Origin of the sequence: Bacillus sp. FSL K6-4563 (assembly GCF_038630405.1) — a bacterium.
Classification (GTDB): domain Bacteria; phylum Bacillota; class Bacilli; order Bacillales; family Bacillaceae; genus Bacillus; species Bacillus pumilus.
In genome coordinates this window covers 1,968,639-1,983,363 of sequence record NZ_CP152030.1, presented here as the reverse complement: position 1 = coordinate 1,983,363, position 14,725 = coordinate 1,968,639, and the positions used below count along the sequence as shown (strand labels likewise).

19 protein-coding genes are annotated in these 14,725 nt (G+C 41.1%); 11 read left to right on the top strand and 8 right to left on the bottom strand.

Annotated features, from left to right (window positions below; all coding sequences use genetic code 11):
* Nucleotides 1–36 precede the first annotated feature (36 nt).
* Together MHH54_RS09760 and MHH54_RS09755 are read right to left on the bottom strand one after the other, a co-directional pair.
* On the bottom strand, nucleotides 37–288 hold the full coding sequence (locus tag MHH54_RS09760; RefSeq protein WP_003216113.1) for a hypothetical protein: 252 nt from the start codon (nucleotides 286–288) through the stop codon (nucleotides 37–39).
* 92 nt (nucleotides 289–380) lie between these two features.
* On the bottom strand, nucleotides 381–1,079 hold the full coding sequence (locus MHH54_RS09755) for a class I SAM-dependent methyltransferase (RefSeq protein ID WP_106028797.1): 699 nt from the start codon (nucleotides 1,077–1,079) through the stop codon (nucleotides 381–383).
* A gap of 151 nt (nucleotides 1,080–1,230) precedes the next feature.
* Between MHH54_RS09755 and MHH54_RS09750 the strand changes: the two genes are divergently transcribed.
* Nucleotides 1,231–2,616, top strand: a complete 1,386-nt coding sequence (locus MHH54_RS09750; RefSeq protein ID WP_034620462.1) for a S41 family peptidase — start codon at nucleotides 1,231–1,233, stop codon at nucleotides 2,614–2,616.
* Between the two features lie 41 nt (nucleotides 2,617–2,657).
* Here MHH54_RS09750 and MHH54_RS09745 read toward each other — a convergent pair whose 3' ends face one another.
* From MHH54_RS09745 to MHH54_RS09735, 3 genes are all read right to left on the bottom strand, one after another.
* Nucleotides 2,658–4,151 carry a sodium:solute symporter gene (locus MHH54_RS09745; RefSeq protein ID WP_003215570.1) on the bottom strand — a complete coding sequence of 498 codons (1,494 nt, stop codon included), beginning with the start codon at nucleotides 4,149–4,151 and terminating at the stop codon, nucleotides 2,658–2,660.
* Entirely contained in the window at nucleotides 4,151–4,354 is a 204-nt protein-coding gene (locus MHH54_RS09740; protein ID WP_003215965.1) for a DUF3311 domain-containing protein, read from the bottom strand. The genes MHH54_RS09745 and MHH54_RS09740 overlap by 1 nt, the downstream gene beginning before the upstream one ends.
* 236 nt (nucleotides 4,355–4,590) lie before the next feature.
* Entirely contained in the window at nucleotides 4,591–5,208 is a 618-nt protein-coding gene (locus MHH54_RS09735; RefSeq protein ID WP_003215532.1) for a nitroreductase family protein, read from the bottom strand.
* Nucleotides 5,209–5,348: 140 nt separating this feature from the next.
* Between MHH54_RS09735 and MHH54_RS09730 the strand changes: the two genes are divergently transcribed.
* Complete coding sequence (locus MHH54_RS09730; RefSeq protein ID WP_003215692.1) at nucleotides 5,349–5,681, top strand: winged helix-turn-helix transcriptional regulator; 333 nt, start codon at nucleotides 5,349–5,351, stop codon at nucleotides 5,679–5,681.
* 75 nt (nucleotides 5,682–5,756) lie between these two features.
* Nucleotides 5,757–5,975, top strand: a complete 219-nt coding sequence (locus MHH54_RS09725; RefSeq protein ID WP_003215921.1) for a hypothetical protein — start codon at nucleotides 5,757–5,759, stop codon at nucleotides 5,973–5,975.
* 40 nt (nucleotides 5,976–6,015) lie between these two features.
* Here the strand turns inward: MHH54_RS09725 and MHH54_RS09720 are convergent, their stop codons facing one another.
* The gene (locus MHH54_RS09720) at nucleotides 6,016–6,489 is read right to left on the bottom strand and encodes a hypothetical protein (RefSeq protein ID WP_003216069.1); all 474 of its coding nucleotides are present in this window, start codon (nucleotides 6,487–6,489) and stop codon (nucleotides 6,016–6,018) included.
* A gap of 86 nt (nucleotides 6,490–6,575) precedes the next feature.
* Here MHH54_RS09720 and rarD point away from each other — a divergent pair, with 86 nt between their 5' ends.
* The 4 genes from rarD to bshB2 all read left to right on the top strand — a co-directional run bounded on the left by rarD (nucleotide 6,576) and on the right by bshB2 (nucleotide 8,881).
* Nucleotides 6,576–7,490, top strand: coding sequence for an EamA family transporter RarD (rarD, locus tag MHH54_RS09715; protein ID WP_049754910.1), 915 nt, complete (start codon nucleotides 6,576–6,578; stop codon nucleotides 7,488–7,490).
* Between the two features lie 78 nt (nucleotides 7,491–7,568).
* Nucleotides 7,569–7,850 carry a hypothetical protein gene (locus tag MHH54_RS09710; protein WP_003215525.1) on the top strand — a complete coding sequence of 94 codons (282 nt, stop codon included), beginning with the start codon at nucleotides 7,569–7,571 and terminating at the stop codon, nucleotides 7,848–7,850.
* Nucleotides 7,847–8,197, top strand: coding sequence for a YojF family protein (locus MHH54_RS09705; RefSeq protein ID WP_050943916.1), 351 nt, complete (start codon nucleotides 7,847–7,849; stop codon nucleotides 8,195–8,197). Before MHH54_RS09710 ends, MHH54_RS09705 begins: the two co-directional genes overlap by 4 nt.
* Before the next feature lie 18 nt (nucleotides 8,198–8,215).
* The gene (bshB2, locus tag MHH54_RS09700; protein ID WP_050943917.1) at nucleotides 8,216–8,881 is read left to right on the top strand and encodes a bacillithiol biosynthesis deacetylase BshB2; all 666 of its coding nucleotides are present in this window, start codon (nucleotides 8,216–8,218) and stop codon (nucleotides 8,879–8,881) included.
* A 245-nt stretch (nucleotides 8,882–9,126) separates the two neighbouring features.
* On the opposite strand, the gene MHH54_RS09695 is transcribed toward bshB2, so the two are convergent.
* Complete coding sequence (locus MHH54_RS09695) at nucleotides 9,127–10,488, bottom strand: MATE family efflux transporter (protein WP_050943918.1); 1,362 nt, start codon at nucleotides 10,486–10,488, stop codon at nucleotides 9,127–9,129.
* A gap of 58 nt (nucleotides 10,489–10,546) precedes the next feature.
* The gene (locus tag MHH54_RS09690; protein WP_003215647.1) at nucleotides 10,547–10,672 is read right to left on the bottom strand and encodes a hypothetical protein; all 126 of its coding nucleotides are present in this window, start codon (nucleotides 10,670–10,672) and stop codon (nucleotides 10,547–10,549) included.
* A gap of 78 nt (nucleotides 10,673–10,750) precedes the next feature.
* Between MHH54_RS09690 and cdaS the strand changes: the two genes are divergently transcribed.
* The 4 genes from cdaS (at nucleotide 10,751) to MHH54_RS09670 (ending at nucleotide 14,721) form a co-directional block, all read left to right on the top strand.
* On the top strand, nucleotides 10,751–11,377 hold the full coding sequence (cdaS, locus tag MHH54_RS09685) for a sporulation-specific diadenylate cyclase CdaS (protein ID WP_034620466.1): 627 nt from the start codon (nucleotides 10,751–10,753) through the stop codon (nucleotides 11,375–11,377).
* 405 nt (nucleotides 11,378–11,782) lie between these two features.
* The gene (locus tag MHH54_RS09680) at nucleotides 11,783–13,099 is read left to right on the top strand and encodes a peptidoglycan endopeptidase (RefSeq protein WP_050943919.1); all 1,317 of its coding nucleotides are present in this window, start codon (nucleotides 11,783–11,785) and stop codon (nucleotides 13,097–13,099) included.
* A gap of 75 nt (nucleotides 13,100–13,174) precedes the next feature.
* Complete coding sequence (locus tag MHH54_RS09675; protein WP_106028803.1) at nucleotides 13,175–13,753, top strand: superoxide dismutase family protein; 579 nt, start codon at nucleotides 13,175–13,177, stop codon at nucleotides 13,751–13,753.
* An 89-nt stretch (nucleotides 13,754–13,842) separates the two neighbouring features.
* Nucleotides 13,843–14,721 carry a MoxR family ATPase gene (locus MHH54_RS09670; RefSeq protein ID WP_050943921.1) on the top strand — a complete coding sequence of 293 codons (879 nt, stop codon included), beginning with the start codon at nucleotides 13,843–13,845 and terminating at the stop codon, nucleotides 14,719–14,721.
* Nucleotides 14,722–14,725 lie beyond the last annotated feature (4 nt).

Genomic DNA, 14,725 nt, shown 5'->3' with positions numbered 1-14,725 from the left:
CTCCCAGCTATTCGGGGGGCCTTCTTTATTCTTCTTTTAAAAAAAGAACAATCCTGCTAATGCGAAACCTGTAATGAAACCAAGCCCGATGCCATAAGCGGCACCCCAGCCGTAATACCCTCCGTAATAACCAAAGCCAAAGCCGCCGCGAGAACCGCCGACTGGACGAATATACACTTTGCGGTTTGTCACCCGCTCAATGCGTCCGACATGTACTCTGCCATTACGATCTGTGATTCTAGCGACTTTCCCCATATGCTGCTGACAAAGCTTTTGATAGCGCTCCATATTTTTCCTCCTTATGACAAACTCTTTTCCCTCTTATCCTATGCGAGAGACCTCATAGAGTTTGGACAAAACATATAGGAGATTCGCTCATTTTATACGGTACATTCAAATAGAATGTGGCTTAGCTGCTTTCGGTGCGCTTGAATCAGATCGTAGTGTGTTTGCATCGTTTCGTAAAGAGAAGACGGGATATATTCAGATAATTCCATTTCTGTCGGCTCCTCTTGTACCATGTGATCATCAAATGAGAGAATTCGAACGTCATGAAATCCTGCTGCTTTTAGCTGCTCCTTCCATTCTTCAAGTGAAAAGAGTGCGTGAAACCCGTAAAAATCTCGAACGGCGGCAAGCTCCTTCGGTGTAAGGGGTGCTTTTAATACTGCTTCATTCGCAACAAGTTGACTTCCAGGGGCAAGCACGCGTTTAATCTCAGCAAGTGCCGCTGGAAGGTTGGTAAAGCTCAAAACAGATTCACTGATCAGAAGAGTGAACGCTTCATCTGGAAATGGCAGCTGTTCGATCGATGCTTGCAGTGCGCGGATCGGCAGTTCTTCTCGCTCAAATCGCAGATTAGCCTTTTCAATCATCAAAGGGTGTGTATCAATCGCCTCCACCTGATAACCGATATTGCCTAAATATGCCGCCGTTTGTCCAGTCCCGCATCCCGCATCCAGTATGCGCGCATCAGGCATCAATTTTATATGCTCAAGCATCGTTTTTGTTAACTCAATTCCGCCAGGATGGGCACTAGATACGCCAAAATAGGCAAGCATTTCTACATAATCACTCATAAAATCCCTTCTTTCCTTATCAAGTTCCTCTTTAAAGATTATGCAATGCAAGGTCAAATGGCTTATCTTTTCAAAGAGAACTTCGATCCTTTGGTTGACGGATGAAGCATCGTCCTTGATAATAATGAAAGGAGATAAAGGTGGTGTTTTTTTGAAAAAACAATTTAAGATCGTCATCGCTATTTTGGTGACAGCGGCACTGTCCTCAGCGATTACATTTGTGATCACAAAACAAGGGACTGTCAATGTCTCAGGAGATGAGAAGTTTAGTAAACTCATGGCTGCGTATACGAAAGTAAAAGATGAGTATTACGAAAAAACGGATGATCAAAAACTAGTAGATGGTGCGATTCAAGGAATGATCGCATCACTTGATGATCCATACTCTACATATATGGATCAGGAGGAAGCCGAAGGATTTAACAACACCATTTCTTCATCATTTGAAGGAATTGGTGCACAAGTAGAAGAGAAGGATGGACAAATTTTAATTGTCGCACCGATTAAAGGCTCTCCTGCTGAAAAAGCCGGGTTGAAACCTCATGATCGTATTTTAAAGGTGGATGGAAAAAGCACAAAAGGCATGTCGGTCAATCAAGCAGTCTCTCTAATCAGAGGGGAAAAAGGAACGGATGTCAAGCTTCACCTTAACCGCCAAGGAGTGGGAAATGTTGATGTGACCATCACAAGAGACACCATTCCAGTTGAAACAGTGTATGCAAAACTCACAAAAGACAAAATAGGAGAAATCCAAATTACGTCCTTTGCTGAAACAACGTCAAAAGAGTTAGATAAAGCCATTGATGACCTCGAGAAAAAAGGGGCAAAAGGGTTTGTCATTGACCTGAGAGATAATCCAGGCGGCATTATGACAGAAGCGATTGAAATGAGTAATGACTTTATCGATAAAGGGAAAGTCATCATGCAAGTTGAAGAAAAAGGGAAGAAAGAAGAGTACAAGGCTGAAAAAGAACGCAAAGTTCATCAGCCGGCAGTTGTCCTTGTAAATGGCGGCTCAGCCAGCGCTGCAGAAATCATGGCGGCGGCTCTGCACCAATCTTCAGGTATCAAAATTATTGGTGAAAAGACATTTGGTAAAGGAACTGTTCAAAATGCGCAAAGCTATAATGATGGTTCTAGTGTCAAGTTAACCATTGCCAAGTGGCTAACGCCGGATGGTTCGTGGATTCATAAAAAAGGAATTGAACCACAGGTCAAAGCATCGCTCCCAAGTTATGCAAAGTTGCCATACTTAAGCCCGAAAAAAACGTATCAGCTGAATGACAATGGAGATGAAGTCAAAGCGGCTCAAAAAATGTTCCAAGCGCTTGACTACAAAGCAAAAGCAAATGGTGAGTACGATCAAGCCTTCCAGACGATCGTCAAAAGCTTCCAAACAGACAACGATCTGAAAGCAGACGGAATTCTGACGGGAGATACAACGACAGTACTGATGACAAAGATCCAAAATAAGCTAAAGAACAATGATACTCAAATGAAAAAAGCCATTGAAGTCTTGAAAAAAGAAATGAAATAAAGAAAGAGCAGTCCTCTTAGGGGGGACTGCTCTTTCTATGTTTACGCGTTGTTTCCAATCGCTTCTGTTTTGTCTTGATCTTTTTCAAATAGATCATCCATGACAGAATTGGATGTGACCTTCTTTTGGAAGAATGGATTCAAAATCAGGATGACCACAACGTTTGCTAGTAAACCAAGAAACCCTTCATAAAGACCGAACGTGACTTGTGAGATATTGGCTGTAAAGGTGACGATGATGCCAACAACTAACCCCGCAATCGTTGCTTCTCTCGATTGTTTTTTCCAGAACAAGCTGATCGCAATGGCAGGGAAAATTTGAACCATTCCTGAAACACCAATGAGCTGAAGTGTCACAAGTGCTGTTGGGAAGAGCATTCCGAATAATAGAGCCAGTCCGATCACGATAAACACCATTGAACGAGTGATGATGGTCAACCTTTTAGGTAATACATTCGGATGAATTAAGTCACGATATAAATTATTGGCAAATAAATTCGATGCACCAATGGCCATGATCGAGCATGGAATGAGGGAAGCCAGTGCAATCGTTGAATAAGCAAGACCCTGCATCACGCCGCCATATGACGTTTGAATTAAATGAAGAAGTGCAAATCTTGGATTCGTATCTTCTGGTAAGACCAAAAAGGCAATAAATCCAAGGAAGATGACCAAAATCAATACGATGTTATAAAGAGGCAAAAACATGCTGTTTTTACGGATAGCATCTGCACTTTTTGCTGTAAATACCCCTGTTGCCGCATGTGCCCACATAAACAAAGCAAGGGCAGAAACACCTGAAGCGGTAATGAACCATAAAATGCCTTTAGGACCGCCGTCAGGAATTGTCAGAAGCTGTGGCGCTTCCTTAGCTAACGTATTCATCATCGGAGTCCAGCCGTTAAAATGAATGATTGGCAGTGAAACCACCATAAACAGCATGATGACCCAAACGAGAATATCCTTAATAATGGCTGTATATGTAGGACCTTTAATCCCGCTGAAAAATGTATAAAGTGCGACTAAAATAAATGAAATAATAACAACTGCATTCACATTAATATAACTAGTTCCAGCGACAGTTAACGTATCTTGAATCCCGCTCAGTTGAAGACAAATATAAGGAATGAGCATAAGCACTCCAATAATTGCAATTAGACTGGATAACAGCTTGCTGTCAAAGCGCTCACGTGCATAATCAGCGAGCGTTGTGAGGTTGTGATTCTTCGCAACCGTCCATAGCTTTGGTAAGAAGAAATAAGCAATAAAATACGCTAGAACTGAATAGGGAATAGCGAAAAAAGCGACACTTCCAGCTGTATAGGCTGTACTAGTGAGTCCTAAAAAGGTATAAGCTGTGTATAAATCTGCGCCAACGAGGAACCAGACGAGCAGCCCGCCAAATTTTCTTCCGCCGACAGACCATTCCTCTACTGACTGTCTGGATGATTTATCACGGCCAGCGGCAAATCCAATGACCACGACGATGAAAATGATACTTGCTGTAATCAATAAAGCTGTTAAATTTCCTTGCATTAGTCAGTTCCTCCATTTGAATGTTGCATGCGGTAAATGATGAATGTACAGACTGGTGTGAGAACAATCCATAGTAAGAGCCAGAAGTGGAAAAAAGGCAGGCCTATCACAAATGGATGGATACGATTCGCAAAGGGCAGCAGTGCGAGCTGTCCGATGAATGGAATCGCTATAAGTAGTGCCAGTATCAATTTTTTATTCATGATTTCCTCCTGAATTTTTTGTAATTTCATAATAATAGCAGTTGTCAGATTAGATCACAAGACCATTTTCAGAAAAAACAATCATTTCGCTGAATATCATACTAATATAACGCTTTCATTCTTGAGAAAAAGAAAAAGTGTAGATGAAAAGGGGGTAAATGAAAAGAAAATATGCAGCAATAATATTTAAACCAAATAAAAAAAGCCTCAGCATGAAAGCTGAGGTCTTGCCAATTTTAAAGGAAATCAGATACTTCTTCGATGTCGAAACGATTGCTTTTATGAGCTTCTTTCGCTGCTTTACCAACTGAAATCAGCATGACTGGCTCATATCGGCCGCTTACATTGAATTCTTTGATGTAGGCGTCTTTACTGAAACCACCCATTGCGCATGTATCATAGCCCATTGCTTTTGCAGCAATCATTAATTGCATAGCAGCTAATGAAGCATTTGAATACGCAGCTTCACGTGCATACTGCTCGCTTTGGTATGCGCCATTGATTTGAGTCATCAATGTTTCTTTGATGTCTTCAGTAATGAATCCTTGTTCTGCCAGCTCACTGTAGATTTTTTCACCATTTTGATTGGCTTCAAGATCACCTAGTACAGCAATAACAGCTGATGCTTGTGAGATTTGCTTTTGGTTGTAAGCGATTGGAAGTAACTTCGCTTTAGATTCAGCACTATGGAAGACAGTGAAATGCCAATGCTGAAGGTTCCACGCGGATGGTGCTTTTGTTGTGATATCAAGAAGCTCTGTTAACTCTTCTTTTGTCATTTCATGAGTTGTATCGTACTCTTTTACTGAAGCTCTTTGTTTTAAAATGTCAATCGTTTTTTGATCAGTCGCCATATGGATATTTCCTCCCGTTTTTGCAAATAATATGGTACAATAACTAAAAAGTGAGAAACTTACTTATTGTAACTAGAGATATATTTTAAATTGTATACCGTTAGTTTGTCAAACAATCATGAAAAGAAAGGCTGAAATTTATGGAATTTCAATTATGTCCACACATTCAGCAAGCTTTTTTACTGCTAGGCAAAAGGTGGAATGGTCTCATTATTCATGTATTGCTTGATGGTCCAAAGCGTTTTAAAGACATGACGGACATTATCCCATCCATCAGTCAAAAAATGCTCGCAGAGCGTTTAAAGGAACTTGAGCAAGAAGGGATTATAGAGCGAACTGTATTGCCTGAGACGCCTGTGAAAGTCATTTACTGTTTAACTGAAAAAGGAAATGCGCTAAATGATGTGTTTCATGAGGTATCTAGGTGGGCAGGGGAATATACAGAATCTCATGAAAAAAAGGAACAAGCCTAGTTTCAGGTTTGCCCAAACGTTTTGACTCCTGATGAATATGCTGATCTTAGGCACATGACAAAGGAGGAGAAATGCATGTACCCTCATACTCCGTATTTCCGAGGCGGCGCCCCTGGCATTCCGCCATATGAATCCAGAGTCCCTTTGTTTTTTGGTTTTGGCGCTCCTTTAGTCGGCGGACTGCTTGGCGGGTTTTTAGGAAGTGCGATTTTTAATTATCCCCGTCCATATTACCCGCCACCACCACCGCCTGTTCCACCACCTTATGGCGGAGGATATCCACCATACTATTAAGAAAAAAGAGTAAGCCTGCTTCTATATCAAAGCAGGCTTTTTATAATGGAATATCGATTTCAGAAATCCCCGGATCATCATGCTTTAAAAACATAATCTCCAAAATACCGTCCTGATACGAAGCCTTCGTTCCTTTTCTTTTGACAGCAGCAGGGAGGACGACTTTCTTCTGCGTGCCTTCCTCAGGAAAATGATCAATAAACAGCAGGTTGGCTGTATGTTTAATTTTTACTTTTTCTGTGCTCGGCCGAGCAAGCTCAATCTTAACGAACACGTGATCAGTGGTTTCGAACACTTCCACTTCGGGTTCTTTTTCTTTTTTGACGTCTGTTTCTCTCGTTTTTTGATGTTGAGAGAGTGGGTCCTGAAAAGGGAACTGAGCAGGATAATTGGAGCCGAATACACTTTCCATCACTTGATTGACGTACTGCTCGACGTCTTTAGGGTCTGAATTCTTTAAGGCTTCTTTTGAAAATTGCTTTTGAAAAGGGAATAATCGGTTCCAGTCAAACATGCAAATCATCCTTTCTAAATGCCCTGAATTAGTATATGCCCATTCACTTGAGTGCGTGCTATAATATACGATAGGTTTAGAAAGGAATGGTTAGATTGAACGAACAACAGCAATCAAAAGGTGTTCTCTATACGGCAGCATCTTTTACATTATGGGGATTATTCCCGTTATATTGGAAACTGATGGAACATATTTCGTCAGGCGAAATTTTAGCGCACAGAATTTTATGGTCATTTGTTTTTATGTGCGGTATTCTTCTGTATTTAAAACAAGTCCGGCCGGCGATGCAGACAGTGAAGGGTCTCATGCTCGATGGCAAGGCACTTTTTTCATTACTATTATCTGCTATTTTAATATCGGTTAACTGGTATGTGTACATTTGGGCAGTCAACCATCATCTTATGCTAGAAGCTAGTTTAGGGTATTATATTAATCCGCTTGTCTCTGTTTTACTAGGCATCATTTTCTTGAAAGAGCGGCTCAATAAATTACAAACCATTGCGATTTTAATTGCCGCAGCTGGGGTGATTCTTTCTACGATTCAGTACGGTTCATTTCCTGTCGTGGCAATATTACTTGCCTTTAGCTTCGGTTTTTATGGATTGATTAAAAAAAGAATGAGCTTCACGAGTGCCATTGGTTTGACAATTGAAACGCTGCTTCTAGCCCCGGCAGCTCTTGTGTACTTATTGTTCTTCTTAAAAGAACCTGTGGTGACAATGAATCCTAACAGCTTCGGATCGCTTGGTCTCTTATTCTTTGCAGGGGTCTTTACTGCGGTGCCGCTTCTTTTATTCTCTGAAGGGGCAAAACGAATTCCTCTTTATCAAGTGGGTATTTTGCAATACATTGCACCAACGATTACGCTGTTTTTAGGGTTATTTGTGTATCACGAGCATTTATCTTCAGCTAAAATTGTGACGTTTCTTTGTATCTGGGTGGCGATTTTATTGTTTACGACCTCTCAATTACGCATGAAAAAAACTGCGAATTCTCATTAAGTCCTACGAGCAGTTTGCTTTTTTTTGAAGGCGGATCATGTCATAATAAGTTGTTACCAAAACTGTAGAGGTGATTACATGTCATCAGCCAATGAGCTTACAGCTGCTTATCAATCTTTATGGAAAAATCGTCAGCTTGATGTCGATGATATGTCTTCTTTACACGAGGCAATATGTGATGATTTAAGCGATGCGCGCACTCATCCGAGGGCGAGAAAATCATTTCATCAAAAATATGTACTCGCTGTAGAGAGAATATTAGAAAGTGGGCTTCGGCATGATCATCAGCTGCAGCTGATCAGCTTACATACAAAAAAGCTGCGCGAATTAATTCAAAATGAAGGAAGGAACCACTCATGAAACCAATTCAAACGGAAGATGTCACAGCACATCTTGAATCGTTTTTAAATCGTCCAGTCTTCGTTCATCTTGAAACGACCACTGGTTCTTATTCAGCTCATGTAAATGAACAAAATATGACGGTCGTTGCCTATATCCGCAATGCGAAAGTCGTCTATTCACAGGCGAAAATAAAAGGACAAGGTCCGTACCGTGTTGGAATGAAAACAGAAGATGGCTGGATTTACGCAGAAGGATTAACGGATTATGTGTTTGATGACCATGGCCGCCTGCTGTTAGCTGGGCACTTGCCAGACGGGAAACTAGCGATCTCATTACAAATTAGTGAAACACCATTTCAGGTGTAGAAGAAAGGGTGACGAGTCATGAATGAACATGTACTAGTGATGCTGCCTCACCCAGATGATGAATCGTTTGGGGTTGCAGGTCTTATTGCACAAAGCAGAAAACGCGGCATCCCAGTCACGTATGCATGCGGGACACTTGGGGAAATGGGCAGAAATATGGGCAGCCCAACATATGCCAACCGTGAAACACTTCCTGAATTAAGAAAACAGGAATTAATCAGCGCCTGCAAAGAAATGGATATCACAGACTTACGTATGCTTGGACTTCGTGATAAAACATTGGAATTTGAGGATGACGAGTATTTAGCTGATGTGATGGAAACCATCATTGATGAAGTCAAACCTACACTGATTGTGACGTTTTATCCTGGACACGGTGTACATCCTGATCATGATGCGACAGGGGAAGCGGTGATTCGCGCTCTTTACCGTAAGAAAAAAGAAGATCGTCCTGTCACATACTGCATGGCCATTACGAAAAATAGAGAAGAAGTGCTTGGAAATGCAGATATTACGATCGACATTACAGATGTAGCAGATATCAAATTAAATGCACTGAGAGCGCATAGAACGCAAACAGAAGGCATGCTGAGAGAGCTTGAACAGAAGCTGAAAAACAAAGAACCTGTCGTCCAAAAATGGTTCGATGAAGAAATTTTCTGGACGTACCAATGGAATGACTAAATAAAAAAAGCAGCTGACATTGATCAGTTGCTCAAATTGTTTACAAAGGGCTAAAATGATCTTGATTTTAGCCCTTTGTCTTCTTTTCAGCTTGATAGAAAACCTTTGAAGTCTAGGAAGGGCGAGCACCGGAACGGAGCGAATTTGACATTCGTGAGTACCGGCGCGCAGAGCTGACAACGAATGCGAAGGTTTGTCTACACGCTGGGCAGCTGACATCGATCAGCTGTTTTTTTGTGTCGTATTTAGTGATTGGGCGCTTGTTGAAGCAATCGTTTTTCAATCAATCTGAGACGGATAAAGAGGACAATGGCACCAGCGGCAAGTCCGGCAATGAGACCAATCCAATACCCAAATGCCCCATACGAGGTATAGGTGCCAATCAGATAACCGGAAGGAAGGCCGATCACCCAGTATGAAACAAATGCGGCAATGAGCGTATAGTTGACATCTTTATAGCCGCGCAGCGCCCCTTGAATGGGTGCAGCAATGGCATCTGACAGCTGGAAAAAGATCGCATAAATCAAAAATTGCTGTGTCAACTGTAAAACAGCCGATTCAGCTGTGTATAAACCAGCAATCTCTGGTCTAAATAATAAAATGAGTGCTGCCGTACACAAGGAGAATAATACCGCCGTTCCAATTCCGATATAGCTATAGCTTTGCGCGTCTTTATAACGCTTGGCACCAGCTTCAAACCCAACGACAATCGTTAAAGCCATCGAGATACTGAGCGGTAAAATATATAAGATGGAAGCAAAGTTCATCGCAGCCTGGTGACTTGCAATCGTCACAGTATCAAAGTGACCCATTAATAACGTAACTGCTGCAAAGATACTCGTTTCAAAAAAGATCGCAAACCCAATAGGAAGACCGATTTTCAGTATTTGCCCCATACGGGAGATATTGATTTGAGGCAGTTTCTGAAACAAACGAAATGAGGCAAATGGTTCTGCTTTCATGACAATACAAATACTCATGATGAAAATCGCCCAATACGTCAACGCAGAAGCAAGACCAGCTCCCGCACCGCCAAGCTTTGGAAAGCCAAAATTCCCAAAAATAAATACATAGTTTAACACAAAGTTAATCGGAAGTGCTGTTAACGTGATAAACATCGTTACACGTGTTTTCCCTAATGCATCAATAAATGACCTGAGCACCGAATAACCAAACAGCGGGATGATACCAAAAGCAAGAAAACTTAAGAAATGCCGCGCAATATCCTCTACGGATTGCTCAAGTCCAAGTCCCCCTAATACGTAAGGGATGCTAATTGTTCCAATTGCAATCACACAGATACTTAAAAGAAAGGATAAATAAATCGCCTGAAAGACAGCCTTAGGAACATCTTTTTTATGCCCTGCGCCCATCAGCTGAGCGACAATTGGCGTAACGGCCATTAATATACCAGCAAGTCCTGTATAAACGGGTGTCCAAATACTAGAACCGATCGCAACACCCGCAAGGTCTTCTGCACTAACTTTTCCAGACATCACGGTGTCTAAAAACGTAATAAGCGAAAGACCCGCTTGAGTGATTAAAATCGGAATCAAAATGGTTAAAAATAGTGTCACCTTAGCTCGAATGCTATTTGTTTCTCTCATCATAAGTTCCTCTCTGAACAGAAATAACGAGAGGATTATATCATGCTATGTAAAAAAATCAATTCTCTGTCGGATTATTTTTCTTAGATGGCTTCGTTTTTTTAAACATTTGGGCATAAATAAAGGAAAGACTGACAACACCTAAAATGCTGCAAGCATATTGAATCACTTTCTGAATGGTCATATTAAGTCACCTCCATAACAATAGAATGCGCATAATTTGTTATTTTATGACAACGAAAAGGAGGAGGGAAAAGGTCAAATGATCAATCGTACGAATGAAGAAGTGCAATTTAAAGTGGGCATGAGAACACACTTGATGAAAATTATGAAGGATGCAAGTGACATTATCGATTCCCTTGATGAGATTGAGCAATGTCTACTTTGTGATCTCGAGTCATTACATGATGAGTTTAATGAAATGCATGCAGAGGCTTCCTCGTTTTATTTACAATCGTATATGGAAGAATTCACACCTGGATTTGCTCAATTTTCGTTAGCCATTGAGAGCTTATCAAAACAAAAGCACGGGGCACTGATTGTGATACAAAGGCGGGATGAGGTCGAGGATTTTATTCAAAGAGGGACAAATCTTCATGCGAAAATTAGTGCTTCATTAATTGAAAGCATTTTCTACCCAGGAAATCCACTTCATGATGGTGCGCTTTTAGTCAAAGAAAATACGCTCGTATCTGCGGCAAATGTGCTCCCGCTTACTTCAAAAAAAGTCAGTCCTTCTCTCGGGACAAGACACAGGGCTGCGATCGGACTCTCTGGTATGACCGATGCACTTGTTCTCGTCGTTTCAGAGGAAACGGGTAAAATGTCATTTGCGAAAGAAGGAGTCCTTTATCCGCTCACTGTAAAAGAACCTGAAATCAGAAAATAAAAAACCAATCGCTGCATTCTTCATTCGGAAGGATGCTTTTTTCATTTGAGGAGAAAAAACAGGCAATTAAGTAAAAAGTCATTTGATACAGAAAAATTTGTCATGTAGAATAGAACTATGAAACTAGCAGCGTGCTTGTTTCGACAAATTTCTAAACGTCAACTTAAAAATTCCTTAAAAAATGTTTATAAATACAGCAAACGGCCGATACAAACGATATGGCTTTGTTTTAGCATTTTGAGTTGACTGCTTTAGCCTATTTGTTATTGCCCAACGTCTACATGTCGAGTAATATAATAGAAATAAAGATAAAATAGTGCAAGAGAAGCAGAGTCGTTAAATGCTAAACTTAAAACTAGTACATAAGTCTTGTTGAATGAAATCATGAAAGGCGGAGATTTATCTATGAAGAAAAAAGTAGTAACCGGCCTCACAGTTTCAGCGATCGCTGGCTCAGCTGTGTTTGCTGCACCGGCAGAAGCACAGACGATCAAGGTGAAAAGCGGTGACTCACTTTGGAAGATTGCCGAACAGTACAATACAAGTATTTCGGAGCTTCAATCTCTTAATCAACTAAAAACGACGATGATTTTTGCAGGACAAAGCTTGAAAATTCCTGGCGCAAAAAGCAAAAAATCCAGTTCGTCAACTGGTTCAAAAGCAACGAAATCAAATGCTTCAACGACATCAAGCTACACAGTAAAGCTTGGAGATTCTTTATGGCTCATTGCGAAAAATCATAAAATGTCAGTGGCAAGCTTAAAAAGTCTAAACAGCTTAAACAGTGACTTAATTCGTCCTGGACAAAAGCTAAAGGTATCTGGAAGCACGAAGACAAGCGGGAGCCAGTCATCAAACTCCTCTTCAAATTCCAGCTCAAACAATAAGACAACGAACTCAAATAGTTCATCATCATCAAGTACATACAAGGTCAAATTAGGGGATTCTCTTTGGAAAATTGCGAATTCGCTCAATATGTCGATTGGTGAAATCAAAACATTGAACGGATTAAAATCTGATATGATTTATCCGAATCAAGTATTGAAAGTAAAAGGGACGGCTGCATCAAAACCAAGTCAGCCGAAACCTACTAAACCAAGCAATTCAAACAGTAACCAGTCTTCAAGCGGGAAAGCAACATCTTATACTGTAAAATCAGGCGATTCTTTATGGAAAATTGCGAATCAATTTAAAGTGCAAGTCCAGTCCATTCGTACAGCCAACAGCTTAAAAAGCGATGTGCTTAGAATTGGACAAGTTCTCAAAATTAATGGTGCAGCTTCAGGCTCAACTGGGTCGAATGGTTCTACGTCTAACGGCTCGACAAAGCCGGTCAACAATAACAAACCCGATGTGCCAATGAATGCAAAAATCACGACGATGATTCAAGAAGGTAAAAAGCTGACAGGCATTCCTTACAGATGGGGCGGCAATACACCATCTGGATTTGACTGCAGCGGCTTTGTTTATTACCTCATTAACAAGGTTTCGTCTGTATCCAGATTAAGCACAGCAGGCTACTGGAGTATGATGACACCTGTGAGCACACCTCAAGTTGGCGATTTTGTTTATTTCACAACGTACAAAGCGGGTCCATCTCATATGGGACTATACCTTGGCGGAGGAGATTTCCTTCACGCAAGTGACAACGGAGTGGGGATCTCAAACTTAAGCAATCCATATTGGAAAAAAGCCTATTTAGGTGCAAAACGTTTCTTCTAAAAAAGCCGATTTTCGGCTTTTTTTGTTTGCCCATTGATCAGGTTGTCCATACTGATATTAAAAGGGGGCAATCATATGAAAAAGTCAGTGTGGTTGATCATGATGTGTCTGGTCTTTGTTGCAACAGCTTGTCATGCACCGCCGAAAAAAGAAACGACAGAAGAAACCATTGAAGTTGCAGCACCTAAGCAAGCACCAGTTACCACGTCACTCATCAATGAAAACGGGCAAAAAATAGGGAGCATCGAAGTAAGAGACTCCTCAGAAAACGGGCTGGATTTACATGTGAAAGCGAAAAATCTGCCGCCAGGTCCTCATGGCTTCCATATTCACGAAACAGGAAGATGTGAAGCGCCAGATTTTGAAACGGCAGGGGCTCACTTTAATCCAACACACCGGGAGCATGGCTTTGATAACCCAAAGGGTCATCATGCTGGAGATTTGCCTAATTTAGAAGTTGGGGCAGATGGACAAATTGATGTTGTCGTGAATGTACCAGATGTGACGTTAAAGGGAGGATCGAACCAATTAATCGATCAAAATGGGCGTAGCTTTATCATTCATGCAGAAGCAGATGATTACTTAAGCAACCCTTCTGGAAACTCAGGGAAACGCATCGCATGCGGAGCGATCACAAAAGAAATGGTAAAATAACAGATGTCTAGCCTTTATGTATTGAGTGCATAAAGGTTTTTTTAGTATACTTGGTGAGGAAAATGATCGAAGAGAGGAATTAATCATACATGTTTAACGAACAATTACTCCCAGAAGAAATTCAAGCAATGATTGAAGCAAAAGCAAAAGGACTAGAAGAAGAATTCCGTCCGCTTATTGGAACAGGCGGCTATGAATCACAGGACACGTCTATCATACAAGATGCGATGATTGCACTAGCACTCGGCAAAAACGTTCTTTTAAAAGGCCCGACTGGTTCAGGTAAAACAAAATTAGCAGAAACTTTATCTGCTTTCTTTCAGCAGCCGATGCACAGTGTGAACTGCTCGGTTGATCTTGATGCAGAAAGCTTGATTGGCTATAAAACCATTCACAATGATGGTCAAGTTGCTTCTATTGAATTTATTGAAGGACCTGTAACGAAAGCAATGAAAAAAGGCCATCTTTTATATATTGATGAAATCAACATGGCAAAGCCAGAAACTCTGCCTATTTTAAACGGTGTACTCGACTACAGAAAAATGATGACAAATCCATTTACAGGAGAGGTCGTTCGAGCAGATGAAGGCTTTGGCGTGATAGCGGCAATCAACGAAGGTTATGTCGGCACAGTGCCTCTAAATGAAGCGTTAAAAAACCGTTTTGTTGTCATTGACGTTCCATATATCGGCGGCGGCATCTTAAAGGATGTACTGCAATCTCAATCTGTATTAAAGGATGAACGTTTAATCGATCAATTCGTGCAGCTCTCATCAGACCTCATTACACAGGCACACAACGGGCAGGTGAGTGAAGAAGCAGCATCCATTCGCGCCCTTCTAGACACATGTGATCTTGCGCAATACATCCCGCCGCTTCGTGCAGTTGAACGAGGGATTGTTGAAAAGCTAGAAGATGACCGGGAAAAAGCAGCGGTAAGAAATATTGCCCAAACATTATTCGAGTGAGGTT

What these genes read in the sequence shown, in the direction of transcription:
- MHH54_RS09760 (WP_003216113.1), bottom strand. Translation starts at nt 288, where the DNA reads ATGGAGCGCTATCAAAAGCTTTGTCAGCAGCATATGGGGAAAGTCGCT.
- MHH54_RS09755 (WP_106028797.1), bottom strand. Translation starts at nt 1,079, where the DNA reads ATGAGTGATTATGTAGAAATGCTTGCCTATTTTGGCGTATCTAGTGCC.
- MHH54_RS09745 (WP_003215570.1), bottom strand. Translation starts at nt 4,151, where the DNA reads ATGCAAGGAAATTTAACAGCTTTATTGATTACAGCAAGTATCATTTTC.
- MHH54_RS09740 (WP_003215965.1), bottom strand. Translation starts at nt 4,354, where the DNA reads ATGAATAAAAAATTGATACTGGCACTACTTATAGCGATTCCATTCATC.
- MHH54_RS09735 (WP_003215532.1), bottom strand. Translation starts at nt 5,208, where the DNA reads ATGGCGACTGATCAAAAAACGATTGACATTTTAAAACAAAGAGCTTCA.
- MHH54_RS09730 (WP_003215692.1), top strand. Translation starts at nt 5,349, where the DNA reads ATGGAATTTCAATTATGTCCACACATTCAGCAAGCTTTTTTACTGCTA.
- MHH54_RS09725 (WP_003215921.1), top strand. Translation starts at nt 5,757, where the DNA reads ATGTACCCTCATACTCCGTATTTCCGAGGCGGCGCCCCTGGCATTCCG.
- MHH54_RS09720 (WP_003216069.1), bottom strand. Translation starts at nt 6,489, where the DNA reads ATGTTTGACTGGAACCGATTATTCCCTTTTCAAAAGCAATTTTCAAAA.
- rarD (WP_049754910.1), top strand. Translation starts at nt 6,576, where the DNA reads ATGGTTAGATTGAACGAACAACAGCAATCAAAAGGTGTTCTCTATACG.
- MHH54_RS09710 (WP_003215525.1), top strand. Translation starts at nt 7,569, where the DNA reads ATGTCATCAGCCAATGAGCTTACAGCTGCTTATCAATCTTTATGGAAA.
- MHH54_RS09705 (WP_050943916.1), top strand. Translation starts at nt 7,847, where the DNA reads ATGAAACCAATTCAAACGGAAGATGTCACAGCACATCTTGAATCGTTT.
- bshB2 (WP_050943917.1), top strand. Translation starts at nt 8,216, where the DNA reads ATGAATGAACATGTACTAGTGATGCTGCCTCACCCAGATGATGAATCG.
- MHH54_RS09695 (WP_050943918.1), bottom strand. Translation starts at nt 10,488, where the DNA reads ATGAGAGAAACAAATAGCATTCGAGCTAAGGTGACACTATTTTTAACC.
- MHH54_RS09690 (WP_003215647.1), bottom strand. Translation starts at nt 10,672, where the DNA reads ATGACCATTCAGAAAGTGATTCAATATGCTTGCAGCATTTTAGGTGTT.
- cdaS (WP_034620466.1), top strand. Translation starts at nt 10,751, where the DNA reads ATGATCAATCGTACGAATGAAGAAGTGCAATTTAAAGTGGGCATGAGA.
- MHH54_RS09680 (WP_050943919.1), top strand. Translation starts at nt 11,783, where the DNA reads ATGAAGAAAAAAGTAGTAACCGGCCTCACAGTTTCAGCGATCGCTGGC.
- MHH54_RS09675 (WP_106028803.1), top strand. Translation starts at nt 13,175, where the DNA reads ATGAAAAAGTCAGTGTGGTTGATCATGATGTGTCTGGTCTTTGTTGCA.
- MHH54_RS09670 (WP_050943921.1), top strand. Translation starts at nt 13,843, where the DNA reads ATGTTTAACGAACAATTACTCCCAGAAGAAATTCAAGCAATGATTGAA.